This window comes from Mesorhizobium sp. Root102 (genome assembly GCF_001425625.1).
In the GTDB taxonomy this organism is placed as follows: Bacteria; Pseudomonadota; Alphaproteobacteria; order Rhizobiales; family Rhizobiaceae; genus Mesorhizobium.
The window spans coordinates 39,415-56,809 of record NZ_LMCP01000046.1 but is presented as its reverse complement, the minus strand read 5'-3'; the positions used below and the strand labels follow the sequence as shown (position 1 = coordinate 56,809).

The window sequence follows — 17,395 nt, the reverse complement described above, 5'->3', positions numbered from 1 at the left end:
CTGCTCCCGTTTGCAGAAAAAGAAACGGAGGAGGCACCAACGCCCCCTCCGTGAGGCATGATTGTTACTGGCCGCGGCCGTACTTCTTGAAGGTCGCGGTCCAGTCGGCCGCCAGTGCGTCCAGCGTTTCCTTGGCGGTGCCTTCGCCGCCAATCATGTAGGGATAGACGCGCTGGTTGAGCTGCTGCAGCAGTTCGGCATATTCCGGCACAGCCCAGAAATCCTTCACCTTGAACATGGTCTCATAGAACGCCTTGTTGTAGGGCGTGGCATTCTGGAACTCAGCCGACTTCAGCACGGCCGCACTGCAGGTGTAGCCGCCAAGTGCCGCCCACTTCTTCTGGGTCTCGTCCTTGATGAACCATTCCAGGAACTTCATCGCCTCGTCCTGCTTCTGCGAGTAGGAGACGATGGAGATGCCTTGCCCGCCGAGCGCTGCGAACTGGTCGCCGCCAGGGCCGGGAGGATTGGCGAAGAAGCCGGTGTTCTTGGCGTTCGGGTTCGACGCCTCGTTGATCAGCGAGGGGAAGAACGCGAAGTAGTTCATGCTCATCGCGGCCAGGTTTTCGGTGATCGCCTGGTTGTCTTCGACGAAGAACGACTTGGCCCAGCCTGGAGGCGTGAACTTGTAGAGTTCCTTGTAGGCATCGAGTGCTGCGACCGCCTTGTCGGAGTTGATGAAGCCATCGACCTTGTAGGTCGAATAGTCACCCAGCTCGCCGCCATAGGAGAACAGCGCGTTCTCGAAGCCCATCGCCATCGCGTCATAGGAATTGTCGGTATAGATGGCGATCCCGTAGCGCTTCTGATCCGGCCGGTAGAAGAATTCGGCGATGTCGCGCAGCGCCTTGAAATCCTTCGGCACGTCCAGGTCGTAACCGTACTTGGCCTTGAACGCTTCCTTCTCCTTGGGGTCCTCGAACCAGTCCTTGCGATAGGACCAGCCGACGGCATCGCCTTCGAGCGGAATAGCCCAGTATTTGCCGCTGTTGCCGGGATATTCTGCGTAGTATTTCACCGTCGCCGGCGCCATCACCTCCTTCAGCTTGTACTTGTTGAAGAAGTCGGTCAGGTCGACATAGTGGCCACCGGTCGAGCCGGCGCCGAGCCATTGCGAGTCGCCGACGACCAAATCATAGGCGTCGCCATGGGCGTTGAACTCGGTAAAGGCCTTGGTCTGGAAGTCGGACCAGGGTGTGGTCTCCACCGTGATCTTGACGCCGGTTTCCTTCTCGTACTCGTTGCCGAGTTCCTGCAGATAGTTGGCCGGATCCCATTCGGCCCAGAAGATGGTGAGCGACTTTTCCTGCGCGTAAACGGACGTTCCGCAGGCAAGCGTTAAGCCGATACCAGCAAGTACGCTGGTCACTAACTTGCGCATAATGATTTCCTCCCTTGTGCGCATTCTACCTGGTCATGCGAGCCGGCAACGGGACCGGCCCGGGTAGTTCCTCCCGTGATCGCACCATTCCGGTTCTGAGCCTCCTCGCCCTGCCGGAAAATGGATCGCAGCCCTCACTTTCGATCCGCTTTTCTTACTTGATCTGGTATTACCAATTCTGCATGCGCGTCAAGCCCTTTCTTGGCAGCTCGACTTGCCCATTGCTATCGGATTCCGGCTTTATCTGCCTGTTTTACCAAGATTTTCCTACTCAGTGATACGCGCAGGTGTTGTCCCGTACCCCGCATTGCGGTTAATATCGGCAGTCGGCATGCCAATCTGGTCGAACCAGATAGGCGCTATTTCACGACTGCCGCCCGATTGATGTTGTCTCCGTCACCGATTGATTCCGCGACCGCCGCACGCACCAGCGCCCCGGCCGCCCATTGTGCGACCGACATCGTTCGGCGACTGTCCAACCCCCATATATCCTTGAGCACGATCAGCACCTCGACGCCGAACATCAGCGACAGCGCCTGCGCCAGCCGCTTGAAGTCGCGCGGCGGCAAACGGCCCTTGAGCGGCGCGATCGCCTCTTTCAGCAAGTCGATGCGGTGGCCGCGCGTGAAAGTCGGCTCGCCACCCAGCGTGCCGGCCTGCCGCCGTGCCCATTGATCGAGCGACAGCTTCAGTGCTGCCTTGAACGTGGCTTCGAAGGCCTCGATGCGCGGCATGGCCGTGTCGAACAGCTCGGCGATCCGGCGCTCGGCATCGACGGAGGTCGATTGCCAGGTGAGGATTGGCCCCAGCCCCTCGTCGACCACAGCTTGCACCAGTGCCGCCTGGCTCGGGAAATAACGATAGGCAGTGGCTCGGGAAACCTCAGCCGCCTCGGCGACCTCGCTGACTGACGGCGTGACGCCCGCCTGCATCAGCCGCGTCGCCGTCTCCAGCATCAGCCGTTTCGTGCGAGCGCGCGGGCCGCGCTCTATCGCCTGGCCGTTTCCTCGCTCAGCGTCGTCGCTCACCGTGGATTGTTGACGTGAGACTTCCATATCAATACGATACGCACGTCTCAAAAAATTGCAATGGCCTTCGCTTGCGGAAAGGCCGGGCAAACAGCCGGCGGGGAAACGCGATGAAGCGCATCTATGTGGTGGGCACCGCCGACACCAAGGGCGAAGAGCTTGCCTTCCTGGCCGATGCGATCACTGCTGCGGGCGCAGCAGTGTCCCGCGTCGATGTCGGAACGCGCGACGCAACCATTCCCGTCGACATCACCGCAAAGGAAATTGCCGGCCACCACCCCGACGGTCGCGGCGCCGTGCTTGATATCGACGACCGCGGAACCGCGGTTGCCGCAATGGGCATCGCCTTCGCCCGCTTCGTCCAATCGCGAAACGACATCGCCGCCGTCATTGGCATTGGCGGCGGCGGCGGCACCTCGATCATCACGTCGGGCATGCGCGCGCTGCCGCTAGGCCTGCCCAAGATCATGGTCTCGACGCTCGCCTCCGGCGACACAGCGCCTTATGTCGATGTTTCCGACATCATCATGATGCCTGCTGTGACCGATATGGCCGGACTGAACCGGCTGTCCCGTGTTGTCTTGCACAATGCCGCCCAGGCAATCGCTGGCATGGCAGCCAGGCCGGCGCCGCCACCCGACGGCAAACCGTCGATCGGCCTCACCATGTTCGGCGTCACCACGCCTTGCGTGACGGCCATCGCCGACCAGCTCCGTTCGACCTATGACTGCATAGTCTTCCATGCCACGGGCACTGGCGGTCGCAGCATGGAGAAGCTGGCCGACAGCGGCCTGCTGTCCGGGATCATCGACATCACCACGACCGAAGTCTGCGATCTCCTGTTCGGCGGCGTCCTGCCGGCGACCGAGGATCGTTTTGGCGCAATCGCCCGCACCAGACTGCCCTATGTCGGTTCGGTCGGCGCGCTCGACATGGTGAACTTCTGGGCGCCGTCGACGATTCCCGAACACCATCGCGGCCGGCTGTTCTACGAGCACAACCCCAACGTCACGTTGATGCGCACCACGGCGCAGGAATGCCGCAAGATCGGCGAATGGATTGGCACCAGGCTCGCCCTTTGCGAGGGGCCAGTGCATTTTCTCATTCCAGAAAAAGGCGTCTCGGCGCTCGACATCGAGGGCGGCGCCTTCTTCGACCTGGAAGCCGACGCCGTCCTGTTCAAAGCCATCGAGCGCACCATCCGTCCGAATGACACGCGGCGCGTGACGCGCCTTCCGCTCCACATCAACGACCCCGAATTCGCCAAGGCCGCGGTTGCGGCTTTTCTCGACATCGCCAAACAGTGAGACCCAAAAAAATGCCCGCCATACCGCGCAAGGACATACTGAAGAGGTTCCGGGGGATGATCGACAAGGGCGTGCCGATCGTCGGCGGCGGCGCCGGCACCGGCCTGTCTGCCAAGGCAGAGGAAGCTGGCGGCATCGACCTCATCATCATTTACAATTCCGGCCGCTACCGCATGGCCGGGCGCGGCTCGGCCGCCGGCCTGCTCGCCTATGGCAATGCCAACGAGATCGTCAAGGAGATGGCCTACGAGGTGTTGCCGGTGGTCAAGAAGACGCCGGTACTGGCCGGCGTCAACGGCACCGATCCCTTCGTCATCATGCCGCTGTTGCTGGCCGAGTTGAAGACGATGGGCTTTTCTGGGGTGCAGAACTTTCCCACCATCGGCCTGTTCGACGGCAGCATGCGGCAGAGTTTCGAAGAGACCGGTATGGGCTTCGGGCTCGAGGTCGACATGATCGCCGAAGCGCACAAACTCGACCTCTTGACCACGCCCTATGTCTTCAACCCGGGTGAGGCCCGTGCCATGACCAAGGCAGGCGCCGACATCGTCGTCGCCCATATGGGCGTGACGACAGGCGGCTCGATCGGCGCCACCTCGGCCAAGTCGCTCGACGACTGCGTCGTCGAGATCGACGCCATCGCCAACGCGGCCCGCTCGGTGCGCAAGGATGTCATCCTGCTTTGCCATGGCGGGCCGATCTCGATGCCGGACGACGCCCGCTACATCCTCGACCGCTGCAAGGGCCTGCACGGCTTCTATGGCGCAAGCTCGATGGAACGGCTGCCGGCCGAAGCGGCGATCGCCCGCCAGACGGCGGATTTCAAGGCCGTGACACTCGGTGGTGAGAAGACGATGCCAAAGAAAAAGAAGGGATGATGAGAGATGACCGACAAGAGCAAGGTGTTCGTGTACCCGAAGGACGTCAGCGCCTTCGGCTTCGACTGGGGAAAGTTGTCGTTGACGGTAGCGCCCGAAGTGAATGGCGCGACCCGGTTTTCAGGCGGCGTCGTCGACCTGCCGTCGGGCAAGGGCCACACGCGCCACAATCATCCCGGTGCCGAGGAAATCATCTTCGTCATCTCAGGCCATGGCGAGCAGATGGTTGAGGACGAGAAGGGCAATCCGGTGGTCGAGAAGGTCGGCCCTGGCTGCACCATCTATGTGCCGGAGAGCCGCTTTCATTCGACGCTCAACACCGGTGACGGGCCGATGCAGCTTTTCGTCGTCTATTCGCCGGCCGGCCCGGAGTTGGTCCTGCGCGAGCTGCCGGATTTCAGGCTGATCCCGGCGGGCGGGAAATAGCTATTTTTGGGCAGCGCCGCCCCTCATTGTCCTGCCGGACATTTCTCCCCGTAGAACGGAGAGAAAGACGCTGTCATAGGCGCTTTCGCCAATCGCCGGAACTGCTCCCTTCTCCCGTTCTACGGGGAGAAGGTGCCGGCAGGCGGATGAGGGGCGGCGCCAGCCTTCGTCTTTATAGGGTGCCACCCCTGTTCCAGCCTCGACCCCGGTCGCCGAACATCACATAGCCGGCGTCAGTCACCGCAAGCGTGTCCTCCAGCTTGATGAACCCCCGCGTCGGGTGGAGCATGGTTGTCTCCACCGACAGCACCATGTTCTTCTCCAGCGGCTTTGCCGAATAGGTGCCCTCATAAGTCACCGGATGGTTGGTCATCAGGAACGGCGCCTCATGCGTAATCAGGCCCATGCCATGGGCGAAGAAATCCGTGTAGGCCGCGACCTTCGAGGCCTTCAGCACGCCCTCTGCGTGCGAAATCATGTCGCCGCCCAGCGTGCCTGCCTTGACCTTTGAAAAGGCCGCCTGCTGCACCGTTTCGACCTCGGCCAGCAGATCTTCGAGCTCGGCATCCGGTTCGCCCAGAATGCCCATCCGGCAGAGGTCGCCTATATAGCCGTGATAGTTGCCGCCGGAATCGATCGACAGCACCTCGCCCCTCTTCCACGCCTGCGGCGAGGCGGCACGGTTATGGCTGGAGCCCAACGTCAGCAGGCAATATTCGAAATGGATGCCGCGATTGGTTTCCTCGCGCCGCAGCTGCTCGATCATCTCGCTCTTGGTCGTGCCTTCGCGCGCCCAGGCAATGGTTGCCAGCATGGAATCAGTGATCAGTTCGGAGGCCGTGCGCAGCTTCTCCAGCTCGGCATCGGTCTTGATGGCGCGCATGCGTTCCAGCATGTCGGTGGCATCGATCAGTCTGGCGTCCGGCAACGCCTTGCGGATCAGCGTATACGCGTCCGACGGCAGGAAGCCGGGCTCGATGCCGATGCGGGCATTGCCCTTGCCGATCTTCTGCAGATGCTCGACGGCGAGATTGGCGGCATCGAGCGTGCCCCAGCAGGCGGCGTGCAGCGTCGGCGTCCAGAACGGGTTGTTCTGATGCTCGCCGCCTTCCATGCGGTTGCCGATATAGGCGGCATGGTCCGGCCCGCCCTTTTCGTACACGACGATCGGCAGGTAACGGCTATGGCCGATCGCATCCATGGCGGCGAAGAAGATGAACTTGTAGCCGCCCAACAGATATTGCGTGTTGTGCTTGGAGGTGGCGAGCAGCACATCGATGCCGGCCTCCTCCATCAGCCGGTCGACCCTTGCCTGGTCGAACGGGATATTGCCGACGGCATTCTTGCCCGGAGCAATGTTCATCTCTCTCTCCCTGAATTGCCTGGGAGCGCCGGCCGTTCTGCTCCCGATCCCTTGGCTATGGCTCAAATCTGCACCATTTTGCTCACTCTGGTCCAGCCAGAAATAGGAAAAACAGCGCCGTTCGATGTCACCATATCGTCATCCGCCGCATGTCAGATGAATCTGGTCCTACCAGATTAGTCGAATTGAGCCGCTTCCCTCAAACTGGTCCAGCGGACGAAAATTTCAAAGCCAAGTGAGGATGCGCCAATTCCGTCTCTGGCGAAACCCTCGGCAAGGCTCATAATCGCCACCGCATGGATGCTGGCGGGCTTGCCGGCGTCTGGGGGGTATTGGCGCACCCGACCGGGTTGCGGAGAGGACGGAGTTCGATCATGTCAGGTTTCACGATTTCCAGACGCACGATGCTTGCCGGCTCGGCGATGCTGCTGGCCTCCACCGCCATGCCGACATCAGGCTGGGCGCAGACTCCGAAGAAGGGCGGACGGCTGGTGCTTGCCGCCGATTCCGAACCACGCAACCTCAACCCGGCGATCGTCGCCTCCAATGGCGTGTTCTTCATCTCCAGCAAGATCGTCGAAACGCTGGCCGAAGCCTCCTTCGACGGCAAGGACGGGCTCGCTCCAAGGCTGGCGCTGAGCTGGGAGGGTGCCGCCGACGGGCTCTCGGTGACGTTCAAACTGCGCGACGGCGTCAAATGGCATGACGGCAAGCCGTTCACCTCGGCCGACGTCGCCTTCTCGGCGCTGCAGATCTGGAAGCCGCTGCAGAACCTCGGCCGCACCGTGTTCAAGGATCTGGCCGCCGTCGACACCCCTGACGATCTCACCGCCGTGTTCAAATTCGCCAAGCCGACGCCCTTCCAGCTGATCCGCAACGCGCTGCCGGCGCTGAGCAGCGTGGTGCCGAAGCACATCTACGAGGTCGGCAAGATCGAGGACAACCCGGCCAACAACGCGCCCATCGGCACTGGGCCGTTCAAATTCGGCGAGTACAAGGCCGGCCAGTATTACCGGCTGACAAAGAACGCGGATTACTGGGGCAAGGACGAGCCCTATCTGGACGAGATCATCTATCAGGTGCTGCCGGATCGCACGTCCGCGGCGAGCGCGCTCGAGGCCGAGGAGATCCAACTCGCAGCCTTCTCCGCCGTGCCGCTGGCCGATCTCGAACGCATCTCCAAGGTGCCGGGCCTGAAGGTGATCTCCAAGGGTTACGAAGGGCTGACCTATCAGCTCGTCGTCGAGATCAACCATCGCCGCAAGGAGCTGGCCGACGTCAAAGTGCGGCAGGCGATCGCGCATGCCATCGACAAGGATTTCGTCGTCAAGACGGTGTTCCTCGGCTATGCCGCGACAGCCACCGGTCCGGTGCCAAAGAACGATCCGCAGTTCTACACCGCCGACGTACCGACCTATGCCTTCGACGTCGCCAAGGCCAACGCGCTGCTCGACGAGGCCGGCTACAAGAAAGGCGCCGACGGCAATCGCTTCTCGCTCAAGCTGCTGCCGGCGCCCTACTTCAACGAGACCAAGCAGTTCGGCGACTATCTGCGCCAGGCGCTCGCCGCCATCGGCATCGATGCCCAACTGGTCAACAACGACTCGGCCGCGCACATCAAGGCGGTCTACACCGACCACGCCTTCGACCTCGCGGTCGGCCCGCCGGTGTTCCGCGGCGACCCGGCGATCTCCACCACCATCCTGGTGCAGAGCGGCATTCCGGACGGTGTGCCATTCTCCAACCAGGGCGGCTACAAGAACGACGCTCTCGATGCGCTGATCGCCAAGGCATCGGAGACGCTCGACACGGCTGCTCGCACCAACCTCTACAAGGAGTTCCAGAAAGAGGTGGCCACCGACCTGCCGCTGATCAACGTCGCCGAATGGAGTTTTATCAGTGTTGCCCGCGACACGGTCGGCAATATCGCCAACAATCCGCGCTGGGCGGTGTCTAACTGGGCGGACACGTATTTGGCGGGTTAACCGCCAGACTTGCAGATCGTCGGTCTGGGTGCTCAGGTTCGACAATGAGAGTTCCTTCGCGCCCCCTCCTATCCTGCCGGATAGCGCCGCTGGCCTTACCCTCGCCCTTGTGGGGAGGGTAAGGCGACGATGACCCGCGCCCTCACCCTGCTCCGCCGTCGCCTCGTCGGCAGCATCTTCGTGCTGCTGATCGTCGTCGTCGGCACCTTCCTGCTGCTCGAAGCCGCGCCCGGCGACGCGGTCGACGCCTATATCGTCTCGACCGGCGGTGACGCCGGCATGATCGAGTTGTTGCGCCATCGCTGGGGCCTCGACCAGTCGGAGCTGACCCGCTTGGCCAACTACCTCTGGGCCCTGTTGCATCTCGATCTCGGCCAGTCGGTGACGTTCTCCCGACCGATCCGCGACGTCATCCTCGAACGCCTGCCCAACACGCTGCTGTTGATGGTCAGCGCCACCGCGCTCTCCTTCGGGCTTGGCTCGGCACTTGGCATCTATGCCGGCGCGCGGCCAGGCAGTTTCCGCGATCGCTTCCTGTCGATCGGCTCGCTGGCGCTCTATGCCGTGCCGGGTTTCTGGCTCGGACTGGTGCTGATCGTCGTCTTTGCCGTCGACCTGCGCTGGCTGCCGATCGGCGGCATCGAAACTCTGGCTTCTGACAAGACCGGTCTAGACCGTGCCGCCGACATCGCCGTCCATCTCGTCCTGCCTGTTTCCGCCCTCGGCTTCATCTATCTGGCGCTCTATCTGCGCATGATGCGTGCCGGCATGGCCGAGGTCTGGCGCCTGGATTTCGTGTTGGCCGCCCGCGCCAAGGGATTGTCACGCCGCCGCATCGTGCTCGCCCACGTCGCCCGCAACGCACTGTTGCCACTGGTCACCATGCTCGGGCTGCAGTCGGCGCAGATGCTCGGCGGCAGCGTCGTCATCGAGAGCGTCTTTTCCGTGCCCGGCCTCGGCCGGCTGGCGCAGGAAGCGGTGGCAGCGCGGGACACCCCATTGCTGCTCGGGATTATTCTCACCAGCGCCGTCCTGGTCATTGTCATCAACCTTGCCGTCGACATCGCCTATGCCTTCCTCGATCCCCGCGTCGGCGCTGGCGAGGCTGGCGCATGAGCCCGCTCCGCCGCTTTCTGCGCACGCCCGAGGCGGTTGCCGGCGCCATCCTCCTGGCGGTGCTGATCGCCATGGCGCTGTCCGCACCCTTGCTCTTCCCTGGCGATCCGCAGGCCATTGCCGGACCGGCACTGCTGTCGCCGTTCCAGGACTGGTCGCTGCCGCTCGGCACCGACCGGCTTGGACGCAACGTGCTGGCCGAGCTCTTTCATGGCGCCCGCACATCGCTGGCTGTCGGGCTCGCGGCCGCAGCCGCCGCACTTGTCGTCGGCGCGGTGGTCGGCACATTGGCCGGCTTTGCCGGTGGCCTCGTCGACGAGGTGCTGATGCGCATCACCGACGCCTTCCAGACCGTGCCGAGCTTCCTGCTGGCGCTGGCCTTCGTCAGCGTCGTCGGATCGTCGCTCGGCATCGTCGCGATTGCCATCGCGCTCGGCACCTGGACCGGACCTGCCAGAGTAGCCCGCGCGGAAGTCCTCTCCATTCGCGAACGCGATTATGTCGCCGGGGCCAGGGTCATCGGCATGCACCCGCTGGTGATCGCCTTCCGCGAGGTGCTACCCAATGCCTTGCCTCCGGTGCTGGCGATGTCATCGGTGATCGTCGCCGCCGCGATCCTCACCGAAGCGGCGTTGTCCTTCCTCGGCTTGGGAGATCCCAACCGGGTCACTTGGGGCGGCATGATCGCCGAAGGCCGTGCCGTCCTGCGCACCGCGCCCTTCCTGTCGATCGTCCCGGGCATAGCGCTGGTGCTGACCGTGCTCGGCGTCTATCTCGCCGGTGAAGGCATCGTCGAGACGACCGCGGTCAGAAGAGGCCTGTCGTGACCGCCCTGGCTACGATCCGCGACCTCACGGTGACCTACCGCCGCGACGGCAGCGAGGTTGCGGCGCTGAAGAGTATCAACCTCGACATCGCCGTTGGCGAACGCCTCGCCATCATCGGCGAAAGCGGTTCGGGCAAGAGCACGCTGGCACTGGCCATTGCCCGCCTGTTGCCAGCTTCTTCGGCGGTCAGCGGAGGAATCGAGTGGCCTGGCCTTGCCCACGCGCCCCTCGGCGGTCGCGACATCGGCTTCGTCTTCCAGGATCCTTCCGCCAGCCTCGATCCGGTGATGGCAATCGGCAAACAAATCGCCGAAGTCGCGCACACCCATCTCGGCCTCACATGGCCACAGGCCTATGCGAAGGCAAAGCACCTGCTCGAACGCGTCCGTCTGCCGGACCCGGGCTCGGCCTTGCGCGCCTTCCCGCATCAGCTCTCCGGCGGCCAGAAGCAGCGTGTGGCGATCGCCGCAGCCATTGCGGCCGGTCCGAAATTGCTGATCGCCGACGAGGCGACCAGCGCGCTCGACACCATCGTGCAGGCTGAGATCGTTGCCTTGATCCGACGATTGGTGACCGAGGACGGCATGACGCTGTTGTTTATCAGCCATGACATTGCGCTGGCGGCCGAGCTTGCAGAGCGCATCGCCGTTTTCCGTCATGGCCAGTTGGTCGAGCTTGGCACGACAGCGGAGATCGTCGGCGCACCGGCCCAGGCTTATACACGCACGCTGCTCGATGCCCATATCGGCCTCGACGCCAAGCCCTTGCTGAACCGAGCCGGGCTCGACGTATGAGCCTGCTGACCGTGTCCAACCTCACCAAACGCTACCATCGCGGCGACAAGACCATCGCTGCCGTCGACGATGTCTCCTTTCACATTGACTCCGGCGAAACGCTGGCGCTGGCCGGACCCTCCGGCAGCGGCAAGTCGACAATCGCACGGCTAGTGCTGCGATTGATCGAGCCGGACGACGGGCGCATCGACTTCGAAGGCGACGATTTTCTGGCTTTGAATGGCGCTGCGCTGCGCGTACGCCGCGCACGCCTGCAGATGGTGTTCCAGGACCCGTTGGCCGCCTTCAACCCGCGCGCCACGGTGGCGCGTGTGCTCGACGATCCCTTGCGCATTCATGGCATTGCCTCCCGCTCCGAGCGCCCGCGCCGCATCGCCGCCTTGCTGGAGCGCGTCGGGCTGACGGCTGACCTCGCCCCGCGCGCCATTCATGAAATCTCAGGTGGCCAGCGGCAGCGCGTCGCCATTGCCCGCGCCGTCGCGACGAAGCCGTCACTGATCGTGCTCGATGAGGCGGTGTCGGCGCTCGACGTTTCCGTGCGCGGACAGATCCTTGACCTTTTGCTCGACCTGCAACGCCAGGAACGGATCGCCTATCTCTTCATTTCGCATGATCTCGGCGTCATCAGGGCGATCGCCCACCGCGTCGTCCTTCTCGATGCCGGGCGGATTGCCGAGAGTGGCGATGCCTGTGCCGTCATCGACGCGCCGCAATCAGCCATTGGCAAGGCGCTGGTGGCGGCCGCACCGAGATTGAACCGGACCAAACAGGACGCATCATGACCAACGCCGAAGCCAGAGCCGAGAAACTGTCGCGCGAATTCGATTCCGCCTTTCGCAACCGAGCCGATCTGTACCGCCTGTTCCTCGAAGAACTGAACGGAGAGCTGGGCGCCGAAAAGGCCGAAGCGATCATGATCCGCGCCATCGAACGGCGCGGCAAGGAAGTCGCGGCAGCCACTTTCGCCAGCTTCGGCGCCAACGACGCCCGCGCGATCGACGAAGCCTTCCTGGCGGTCAGCCCGGATGGCGGCCTGATGTATCCGACCGATGTCGAACGCCACGACGACCATATCGCCTTCAAGGTGAAGCGCTGCCCGCTGAAGGACGCCTGGGTCGAGGCCGGTTTCGGTGACGAAAAACTCGCCGCGCTCTGCCGCATTGCCGGCGCCTTCGACCGTGGCCTGTTCGAGGCGACCGGCCTGCGTTTCGACAATGTCACCTGGACGCCGGGCCATGGCTCCGGCTGCTGTCATATCGCGCTGACAAACCGGGGTGCCGGATAGGCTCAGCCGCCGCCAAAGACGTGAAGTTCCGTTCCAGCCGATTCGATGACGGCGCGCAGCGCCGGCTGCGGCTCGCGATCGGTGACGATGTCAGAAAGCTCGCCGAGGCCGCACACGCGCTCGAGGCTGTTGCGGCCGAACTTGTCGTTGGTCACCACCAGCGCTGTCGACAGCGTTCGCGAGATCATCGCCCGCTTGACCGCCGCTGCTCCCGAGATCATGTCGCTGGGCCCATCCGCGGACAGACTCGAGGCGCCGATGATGGCAAGGTCGGCATTGTAGCGCCTGATGAATTCGACCGTATCCTCGCCGAACACGCTGGCTTCCCGGCTGTCATAGGTGCCAGGGCAAAGGACAACCCGGAAAGTCGGATTGGCGCCGGCTACCGAGGCCACGCCAATGGAGTTGGTGATGATGGTCAGCTCGCGCCTCAGCTGCGAGAGATTGCGCGCCACCTCATAGGTTGTCGAGCCCCCGTCGATCATCACGATCTGGCCTTTCTTGACCAGTCCGGCCGCGCCACGTCCGATCCGGGTACGCTCCTCGACCATGGTCTGGCTGCGCTCGGCAATCACCGGCTCCGACGTCACCAGCGAGATCGTCGCGCCACCATAGGTTCGGTTGAGCAGCCCCGCATCACCAAGCTCGATGAGGTCGCGACGGATCGTCTCGCCGGCGACCCCGAGGCGCATGGCGAGCCTGGAGATACGGATCGAGGCCGACCGTCGCACTTCCGACAAGATCAGCTCATGCCGCTCCTTCTTCGAAAGCCGGCTATGCTCCATGATCAATCCTCCGCCAAGTCGAGGACATTAGCGATGCGGGCGCCGGTGGGGAAGCAGCGTGAGTGGCTCAAAGCCGATATGGGCTGACAAGCGCGTTGATGGCTGGTCTGATGAAGCCTTGACGAATCCACGGGCCGTCAGGAGAGCCCAATGCATGTCGTGACATTGTTGAAAGCGAACATGTTCGATGTCGAGATCGACGGCAAGCCCGCTTCGATCGCCGAGGCTTTGCCGGACTGGAACCCGCATGCCCGTTTCGGCCTGGTGATCGACGACGCACTTGGCGGCATCGGCGCGACCCATCTGCCGCAGATCGCCATCACTTCGTTCTACGACGTCAAACCGAGCCGCCGCACCGAGTTGACGGTCTATCCGGAAATCTATGCATTCCTTATCGGCAAGGGCATGGCGCGCATGCGCCCTATGATTTCTGGCCGGCTCGGCGCGAGGTCATCACCTCGCGCGATCACCGTGAGGTCCTCGACGCATTAACGATCGCGGCATCACCTGGCTTGCCGTCCCCGATCGCCTGCCGCGAGACGTCGTGCACCGGCCGAAGGAAGTCGACGCGGCGCTCGACCGGATTGTCTCGGCATTCGTTTGCAGCCCGTCGGGCCGGGTTTCTGATCCCGACCTCGTCATTTGGGGCAACGACAGGCGAACTGAATACACCCCCAACAGCGCCTTGCGGCCTCGCTATGCCGACAACCGGCCGGCTTCGATTTCGACAGCGGCCAAGCCGGTCAAGGAGGTCGATCCGTCCTACCAGGAATGGCTGCGCAAGCGAGAGCACGACCTGACCAGCGAGGAACGCGCCTTTGTCGAACGCCGCCGCGAGGCGCTGAGACAGGACGGCCTCGTCCCCGAGACCCACCGGCGTGCCGGTGTCCGCGAAGCGCTGATGCGGCGGGCTCGGCCGGCCCTCGATTGAGGCTCGGGCGCCGCCCGTTCGATCAATTCGAGGTCGCCGGCCGCCGGCCCGGTTCCGGCCCGCCAAGGTGCGCGCCTTCGTCGATCTGCTCGCGGCCGCAGAGAAAAGACGATCGCGCGGTGGTGCCACGGCCTGAAGCCGATGATGGTCAGCGGGCCTCTTGCAGGATCATCTCGGCTGCCTTCTCCGCGATCATGACGACCGGAGAATTGGTGTTGCCCGAAACGATTGTAGGCATGATCGAGGCATCGACCACGCGAAGTCCGGCAAGCCCGTGAACATGCAGGCCGTCGTCAACCACCGCCATCGAGTCTGAACCCATCTTGCAGGTACCGACGGGGTGGAAGATCGTCGTGCCGATATCTCCGGCCTTGCGGATGAGGTCTTCGTCGCTGTCATATTGCGCGCCGGGCAGCATCTCTTCCGGCGAAAAGCGCGCCACGGCGCGGGCTTTCATCAGGCTGCGGACATGGCGCAACGAAGCGATGGCCACGCTGCGGTCTCCTTCGGTGGAAAGATAGTTTGGCCGGATCTTCGCCGCCTCCCGTGCATCGGACGAACCCATATGTACGGTGCCCCGACTTTCCGGACGCAGATTGCAGACCGAGACGGTGACAGCGGGAAAGCGATGCAGCGGCTCGCCCAGCCGGTCGGTGCTCAGTGGCTGCACATGATATTCGAGGTCGGGCGTTGCAAGGCGCGGATCGCTCCTGGCGAAGATGCCGAGCTGGCTTGGTGCCATCGACAGCGGCCCGCTGCGCTTAAGTGCATATTCCAGCCCCATCGACGCACGGCTGATCAGATTGTGGTAGCGCTGGTTGAGCGTCGCGGCATTGGCGACCTTGAAAACGGTGCGGATCTGCAAATGGTCCTGCAGATTTTCACCGACGCCCGGCAAGGCGTGACGGACATCCACGCCAATGCTCGAAAGCAGGTCGGGGCGGCCGATGCCGGAGAGTTCGAGGATCTTCGGCGAGTTGATGGCGCCTGCGGCGAGAATGGTCTGGCCGGCTGACACACGGTGCTGGACACCGTCTTTTCGGAAGACGAGTCCGGTTGCGTGCCGGCCGTCGAATTCGAGCCGCATGGTCTCCGCGCCAGTCACCACACGCAGATTCTTGCGCGTGGCAATGCCGCGCAAAAACGCCTTCGATGTGTTCCAGCGCACGCCTTTCCGCTGGTTGACCTCGAAATAGCCCGAGCCTTCATTGGTGCCTGTGTTGAAGTCCTCGGTGCGGGGAATGCCGAGTTCCTCGGCCGCGTCCCGGAAGGCGTCCAGGATCGGCCATGACAGGCGTTGCCGTTCGACCCGCCACTCGCCGCCGCTCCCGTGCATGGCGCTCTTGCCACCATGGAAATCTTCCGATTTGAGGAAGTAAGGCAGGACATCGTCCCAGCCCCAGCCGGCATTGCCGGCCTGACGCCAGCCGTCATAGTCGGCTGCCTGGCCGCGCATGTAGATCATGCCGTTGATCGATGAACAGCCGCCAAGCACCTTGCCGCGCGGATAGTTGAGGCTGCGTCCGTTGAGACCGGCTTCCGGCTCGGTCTTCATCATCCAGTCGGTGCGCGGATTGCCCATGCAGAAGAGGTAGCCGATCGGGATATCGACCCAGTGATAGCGGTCGCTGCCGCCGGCTTCGAGCAGCAGCACACTGTTGCGCGGATCGGCCGAAAGCCGGTTGGCGAGCACGCAGCCGGCGGAGCCGGCACCGACGATGACGTAGTCGTAACTGCCGAACGGGGACGGTGAAGGTTCGGTCACGTGCGCGCCTGCTGTCCGCCGATGCGCTCCCATATCGGGGTCATCGCCTGGTTGATCTCGCCGTACAGTCGATACCGCCGTGCATAGGCGTCGGCAACCGCCTCGTTGGGTAAAAAATGTCGGGCGGCTGCCGTCATGGCGGCGGCACCGGCATTGTAGTCCGCGAAGATGCCCACCCCGGTACCCGCAGCGATCGCCGCTCCCAGGGCTCCGGTTTCGCGGCTGCGCGCCACGGTAACGGGCACGACGAGCACATCAGCGAAGATCTGCGGCCAGACCGTGCTGCGCGAGCCGCCGCCAGACAGCACCACCTGGTCGAAATCGGCGCCCGCTTTGTGCAACGTCTCGACATGGCGCTTGTGCTCGAAGGCGACGCCCTCGAACAGCGCACGAAGCAGATGTGCCCGGCTGTGCCAGCCGGCGATGCCGTAGAAGCCGGCGCGCGCGTGCCCATTCTGCTGCGAGCCGTACAGGAAAGGATGATAGATCGGGATGTCGCTGTTCGGGTCGACGGAAGCGACGAGTTCGCTGCACAATTCGAACGGCGACTTGCCGGCTTCGCCGCCATGTTCGAGGAATTCGCGAACGATCCATTCGAGATTGGCGGCCGATGTGGCGCTGGATTCGATCGCCAGATAGCGCTGGCGATCGAAAGTCGACAGCATGAAGATTGAGGGGTCGCGGATCGGTTCGTCGGTGATGACCTGGTTGATGCTCCAGGTTCCGGCGATGACCGAGGCGGCACCGGTTCTGGTCACACCCGAACCGACCGCGCTGGCGACGACATCGAACAGCCCGGCCACGACGGGCGTGCCGGCGCGCAGTCCCGTCAGGGCCGCCACCTCCTCGCTGACATGACCGGCAATGTCGGCCGATTCCAGCACTGGCGGCAGCAGGTCCGTGCAATCGCCCAGCCCGTAGGCGGCAAGCAGGTCCGGCTCGTAGCGCCGAGCCCGCATCTGCAGCAGGCCGCAGCCCGACATGTCGGAGGTGTCGCTGCAGCGCACGCCGGTCAGGCGATTGACGACGAAATCCTTGCACAGGAAGACCGTGCCTATCCGAGCGAACAGCGCCGGCGAAAAGCGCTTGAGCCAGGCAAGCAGGGTCGGCGTCTGCGCCGCCCACGGCCGTTGCAGGCAGTGTGCATAGGTGCGGTCGCCGACATCCTGTTTTGCCCATTCGGCAACGATGCCGACCGCGCGTGTGTCAAGCGACTGGATCCCGATCAGCGGCGCACCTACGCGATCGAGCGCGTAGAGACCGTTGCCATGGCCGGCGCAGCCGATGGCGACGATCTCGCCGGCGTCGATGCCGGCCTCGGCGATGCATTGGCCGATGACCGAAACCGCGTTGCGCCAGAGTTCGTCGAGGTCGCGCTCGACATGTCCGGGCTTTGGCATGGATGAGCGGCCATCGCGGGCGGCAAGCGCCAACTCGCGTCCCGACAGGTCGAAGAGGATGGCCTTGATGACCGTGTTGCCGGCATCGAGGCCGAGGATGTAGTTTGCCATTGGCGCCTCCCGA

Annotated in this window: 17 protein-coding genes; 11 read left to right on the top strand and 6 right to left on the bottom strand. The window is 63.6% G+C overall.

The window, feature by feature from the left end; all coding sequences use genetic code 11:
* Nucleotides 1–64: 64 nt before the first annotated feature.
* Nucleotides 65–1,381, bottom strand: a complete 1,317-nt coding sequence (locus ASD12_RS28535) for an extracellular solute-binding protein (protein ID WP_056594757.1) — start codon at nucleotides 1,379–1,381, stop codon at nucleotides 65–67.
* A 359-nt stretch (nucleotides 1,382–1,740) separates the two neighbouring features.
* A complete protein-coding gene (locus tag ASD12_RS28530) occupies nucleotides 1,741–2,436 on the bottom strand; it encodes a TetR/AcrR family transcriptional regulator (RefSeq protein ID WP_056594754.1) in 696 nt (231 codons plus the stop codon).
* Nucleotides 2,437–2,519: 83 nt separating this feature from the next.
* Here ASD12_RS28530 and ASD12_RS28525 point away from each other — a divergent pair, with 83 nt between their 5' ends.
* From ASD12_RS28525 to ASD12_RS28515, 3 genes are read left to right on the top strand one after another with little or no spacing between them, the layout of a single operon-like run.
* A complete protein-coding gene (locus ASD12_RS28525; protein ID WP_056594750.1) occupies nucleotides 2,520–3,716 on the top strand; it encodes a Tm-1-like ATP-binding domain-containing protein in 1,197 nt (398 codons plus the stop codon).
* Between the two features lie 11 nt (nucleotides 3,717–3,727).
* Nucleotides 3,728–4,594: a phosphoenolpyruvate hydrolase family protein gene (locus ASD12_RS28520; RefSeq protein ID WP_056594747.1), complete on the top strand. Its 867-nt coding sequence runs from the start codon at nucleotides 3,728–3,730 to the stop codon at nucleotides 4,592–4,594.
* Between the two features lie 6 nt (nucleotides 4,595–4,600).
* Complete coding sequence (locus ASD12_RS28515) at nucleotides 4,601–5,020, top strand: cupin domain-containing protein (RefSeq protein ID WP_056594744.1); 420 nt, start codon at nucleotides 4,601–4,603, stop codon at nucleotides 5,018–5,020.
* 172 nt (nucleotides 5,021–5,192) lie between these two features.
* Here ASD12_RS28515 and ASD12_RS28510 read toward each other — a convergent pair whose 3' ends face one another.
* Nucleotides 5,193–6,383 (bottom strand): Xaa-Pro peptidase family protein, encoded by a 1,191-nt coding sequence (locus ASD12_RS28510; RefSeq protein ID WP_056594741.1) that lies wholly within the window; start codon nucleotides 6,381–6,383, stop codon nucleotides 5,193–5,195.
* 374 nt (nucleotides 6,384–6,757) lie between these two features.
* Here ASD12_RS28510 and ASD12_RS28505 point away from each other — a divergent pair, with 374 nt between their 5' ends.
* The 6 genes from ASD12_RS28505 (at nucleotide 6,758) to ASD12_RS28480 (ending at nucleotide 12,390) form a co-directional block, all read left to right on the top strand.
* Complete coding sequence (locus ASD12_RS28505) at nucleotides 6,758–8,368, top strand: ABC transporter substrate-binding protein (RefSeq protein WP_056594738.1); 1,611 nt, start codon at nucleotides 6,758–6,760, stop codon at nucleotides 8,366–8,368.
* Nucleotides 8,369–8,497: 129 nt separating this feature from the next.
* Nucleotides 8,498–9,484: an ABC transporter permease gene (locus tag ASD12_RS28500; protein WP_056594735.1), complete on the top strand. Its 987-nt coding sequence runs from the start codon at nucleotides 8,498–8,500 to the stop codon at nucleotides 9,482–9,484.
* Nucleotides 9,481–10,311 carry an ABC transporter permease gene (locus ASD12_RS28495; protein WP_056594731.1) on the top strand — a complete coding sequence of 277 codons (831 nt, stop codon included), beginning with the start codon at nucleotides 9,481–9,483 and terminating at the stop codon, nucleotides 10,309–10,311. Before ASD12_RS28500 ends, ASD12_RS28495 begins: the two co-directional genes overlap by 4 nt.
* A complete protein-coding gene (locus tag ASD12_RS28490; RefSeq protein ID WP_056594728.1) occupies nucleotides 10,308–11,105 on the top strand; it encodes an ABC transporter ATP-binding protein in 798 nt (265 codons plus the stop codon). The genes ASD12_RS28495 and ASD12_RS28490 overlap by 4 nt, the downstream gene beginning before the upstream one ends.
* The gene (locus tag ASD12_RS28485; RefSeq protein WP_056594724.1) at nucleotides 11,102–11,887 is read left to right on the top strand and encodes a dipeptide/oligopeptide/nickel ABC transporter ATP-binding protein; all 786 of its coding nucleotides are present in this window, start codon (nucleotides 11,102–11,104) and stop codon (nucleotides 11,885–11,887) included. The genes ASD12_RS28490 and ASD12_RS28485 overlap by 4 nt, the downstream gene beginning before the upstream one ends.
* Complete coding sequence (locus ASD12_RS28480) at nucleotides 11,884–12,390, top strand: L-2-amino-thiazoline-4-carboxylic acid hydrolase (RefSeq protein ID WP_056594719.1); 507 nt, start codon at nucleotides 11,884–11,886, stop codon at nucleotides 12,388–12,390. The genes ASD12_RS28485 and ASD12_RS28480 overlap by 4 nt, the downstream gene beginning before the upstream one ends.
* A 2-nt stretch (nucleotides 12,391–12,392) precedes the next feature.
* On the opposite strand, the gene ASD12_RS28475 is transcribed toward ASD12_RS28480, so the two are convergent.
* Complete coding sequence (locus ASD12_RS28475) at nucleotides 12,393–13,175, bottom strand: DeoR/GlpR family DNA-binding transcription regulator (RefSeq protein WP_056594716.1); 783 nt, start codon at nucleotides 13,173–13,175, stop codon at nucleotides 12,393–12,395.
* Between the two features lie 150 nt (nucleotides 13,176–13,325).
* On the opposite strand from ASD12_RS28475, the gene ASD12_RS28470 reads away from it, so the two are divergent.
* The gene (locus tag ASD12_RS28470; RefSeq protein WP_056594713.1) at nucleotides 13,326–13,667 is read left to right on the top strand and encodes a hypothetical protein; all 342 of its coding nucleotides are present in this window, start codon (nucleotides 13,326–13,328) and stop codon (nucleotides 13,665–13,667) included.
* Nucleotides 13,668–13,719: 52 nt separating this feature from the next.
* Nucleotides 13,720–14,106 carry a hypothetical protein gene (locus ASD12_RS28465; protein WP_056594710.1) on the top strand — a complete coding sequence of 129 codons (387 nt, stop codon included), beginning with the start codon at nucleotides 13,720–13,722 and terminating at the stop codon, nucleotides 14,104–14,106.
* Between the two features lie 148 nt (nucleotides 14,107–14,254).
* Here ASD12_RS28465 and ASD12_RS28460 read toward each other — a convergent pair whose 3' ends face one another.
* Together ASD12_RS28460 and ASD12_RS28455 are read right to left on the bottom strand one after the other, a co-directional pair.
* Nucleotides 14,255–15,904, bottom strand: coding sequence for a GMC family oxidoreductase (locus ASD12_RS28460; protein ID WP_056594707.1), 1,650 nt, complete (start codon nucleotides 15,902–15,904; stop codon nucleotides 14,255–14,257).
* Nucleotides 15,868–17,382 carry an FGGY-family carbohydrate kinase gene (locus tag ASD12_RS28455; RefSeq protein WP_056594704.1) on the bottom strand — a complete coding sequence of 505 codons (1,515 nt, stop codon included), beginning with the start codon at nucleotides 17,380–17,382 and terminating at the stop codon, nucleotides 15,868–15,870. The genes ASD12_RS28460 and ASD12_RS28455 overlap by 37 nt, the downstream gene beginning before the upstream one ends.
* Nucleotides 17,383–17,395 lie beyond the last annotated feature (13 nt).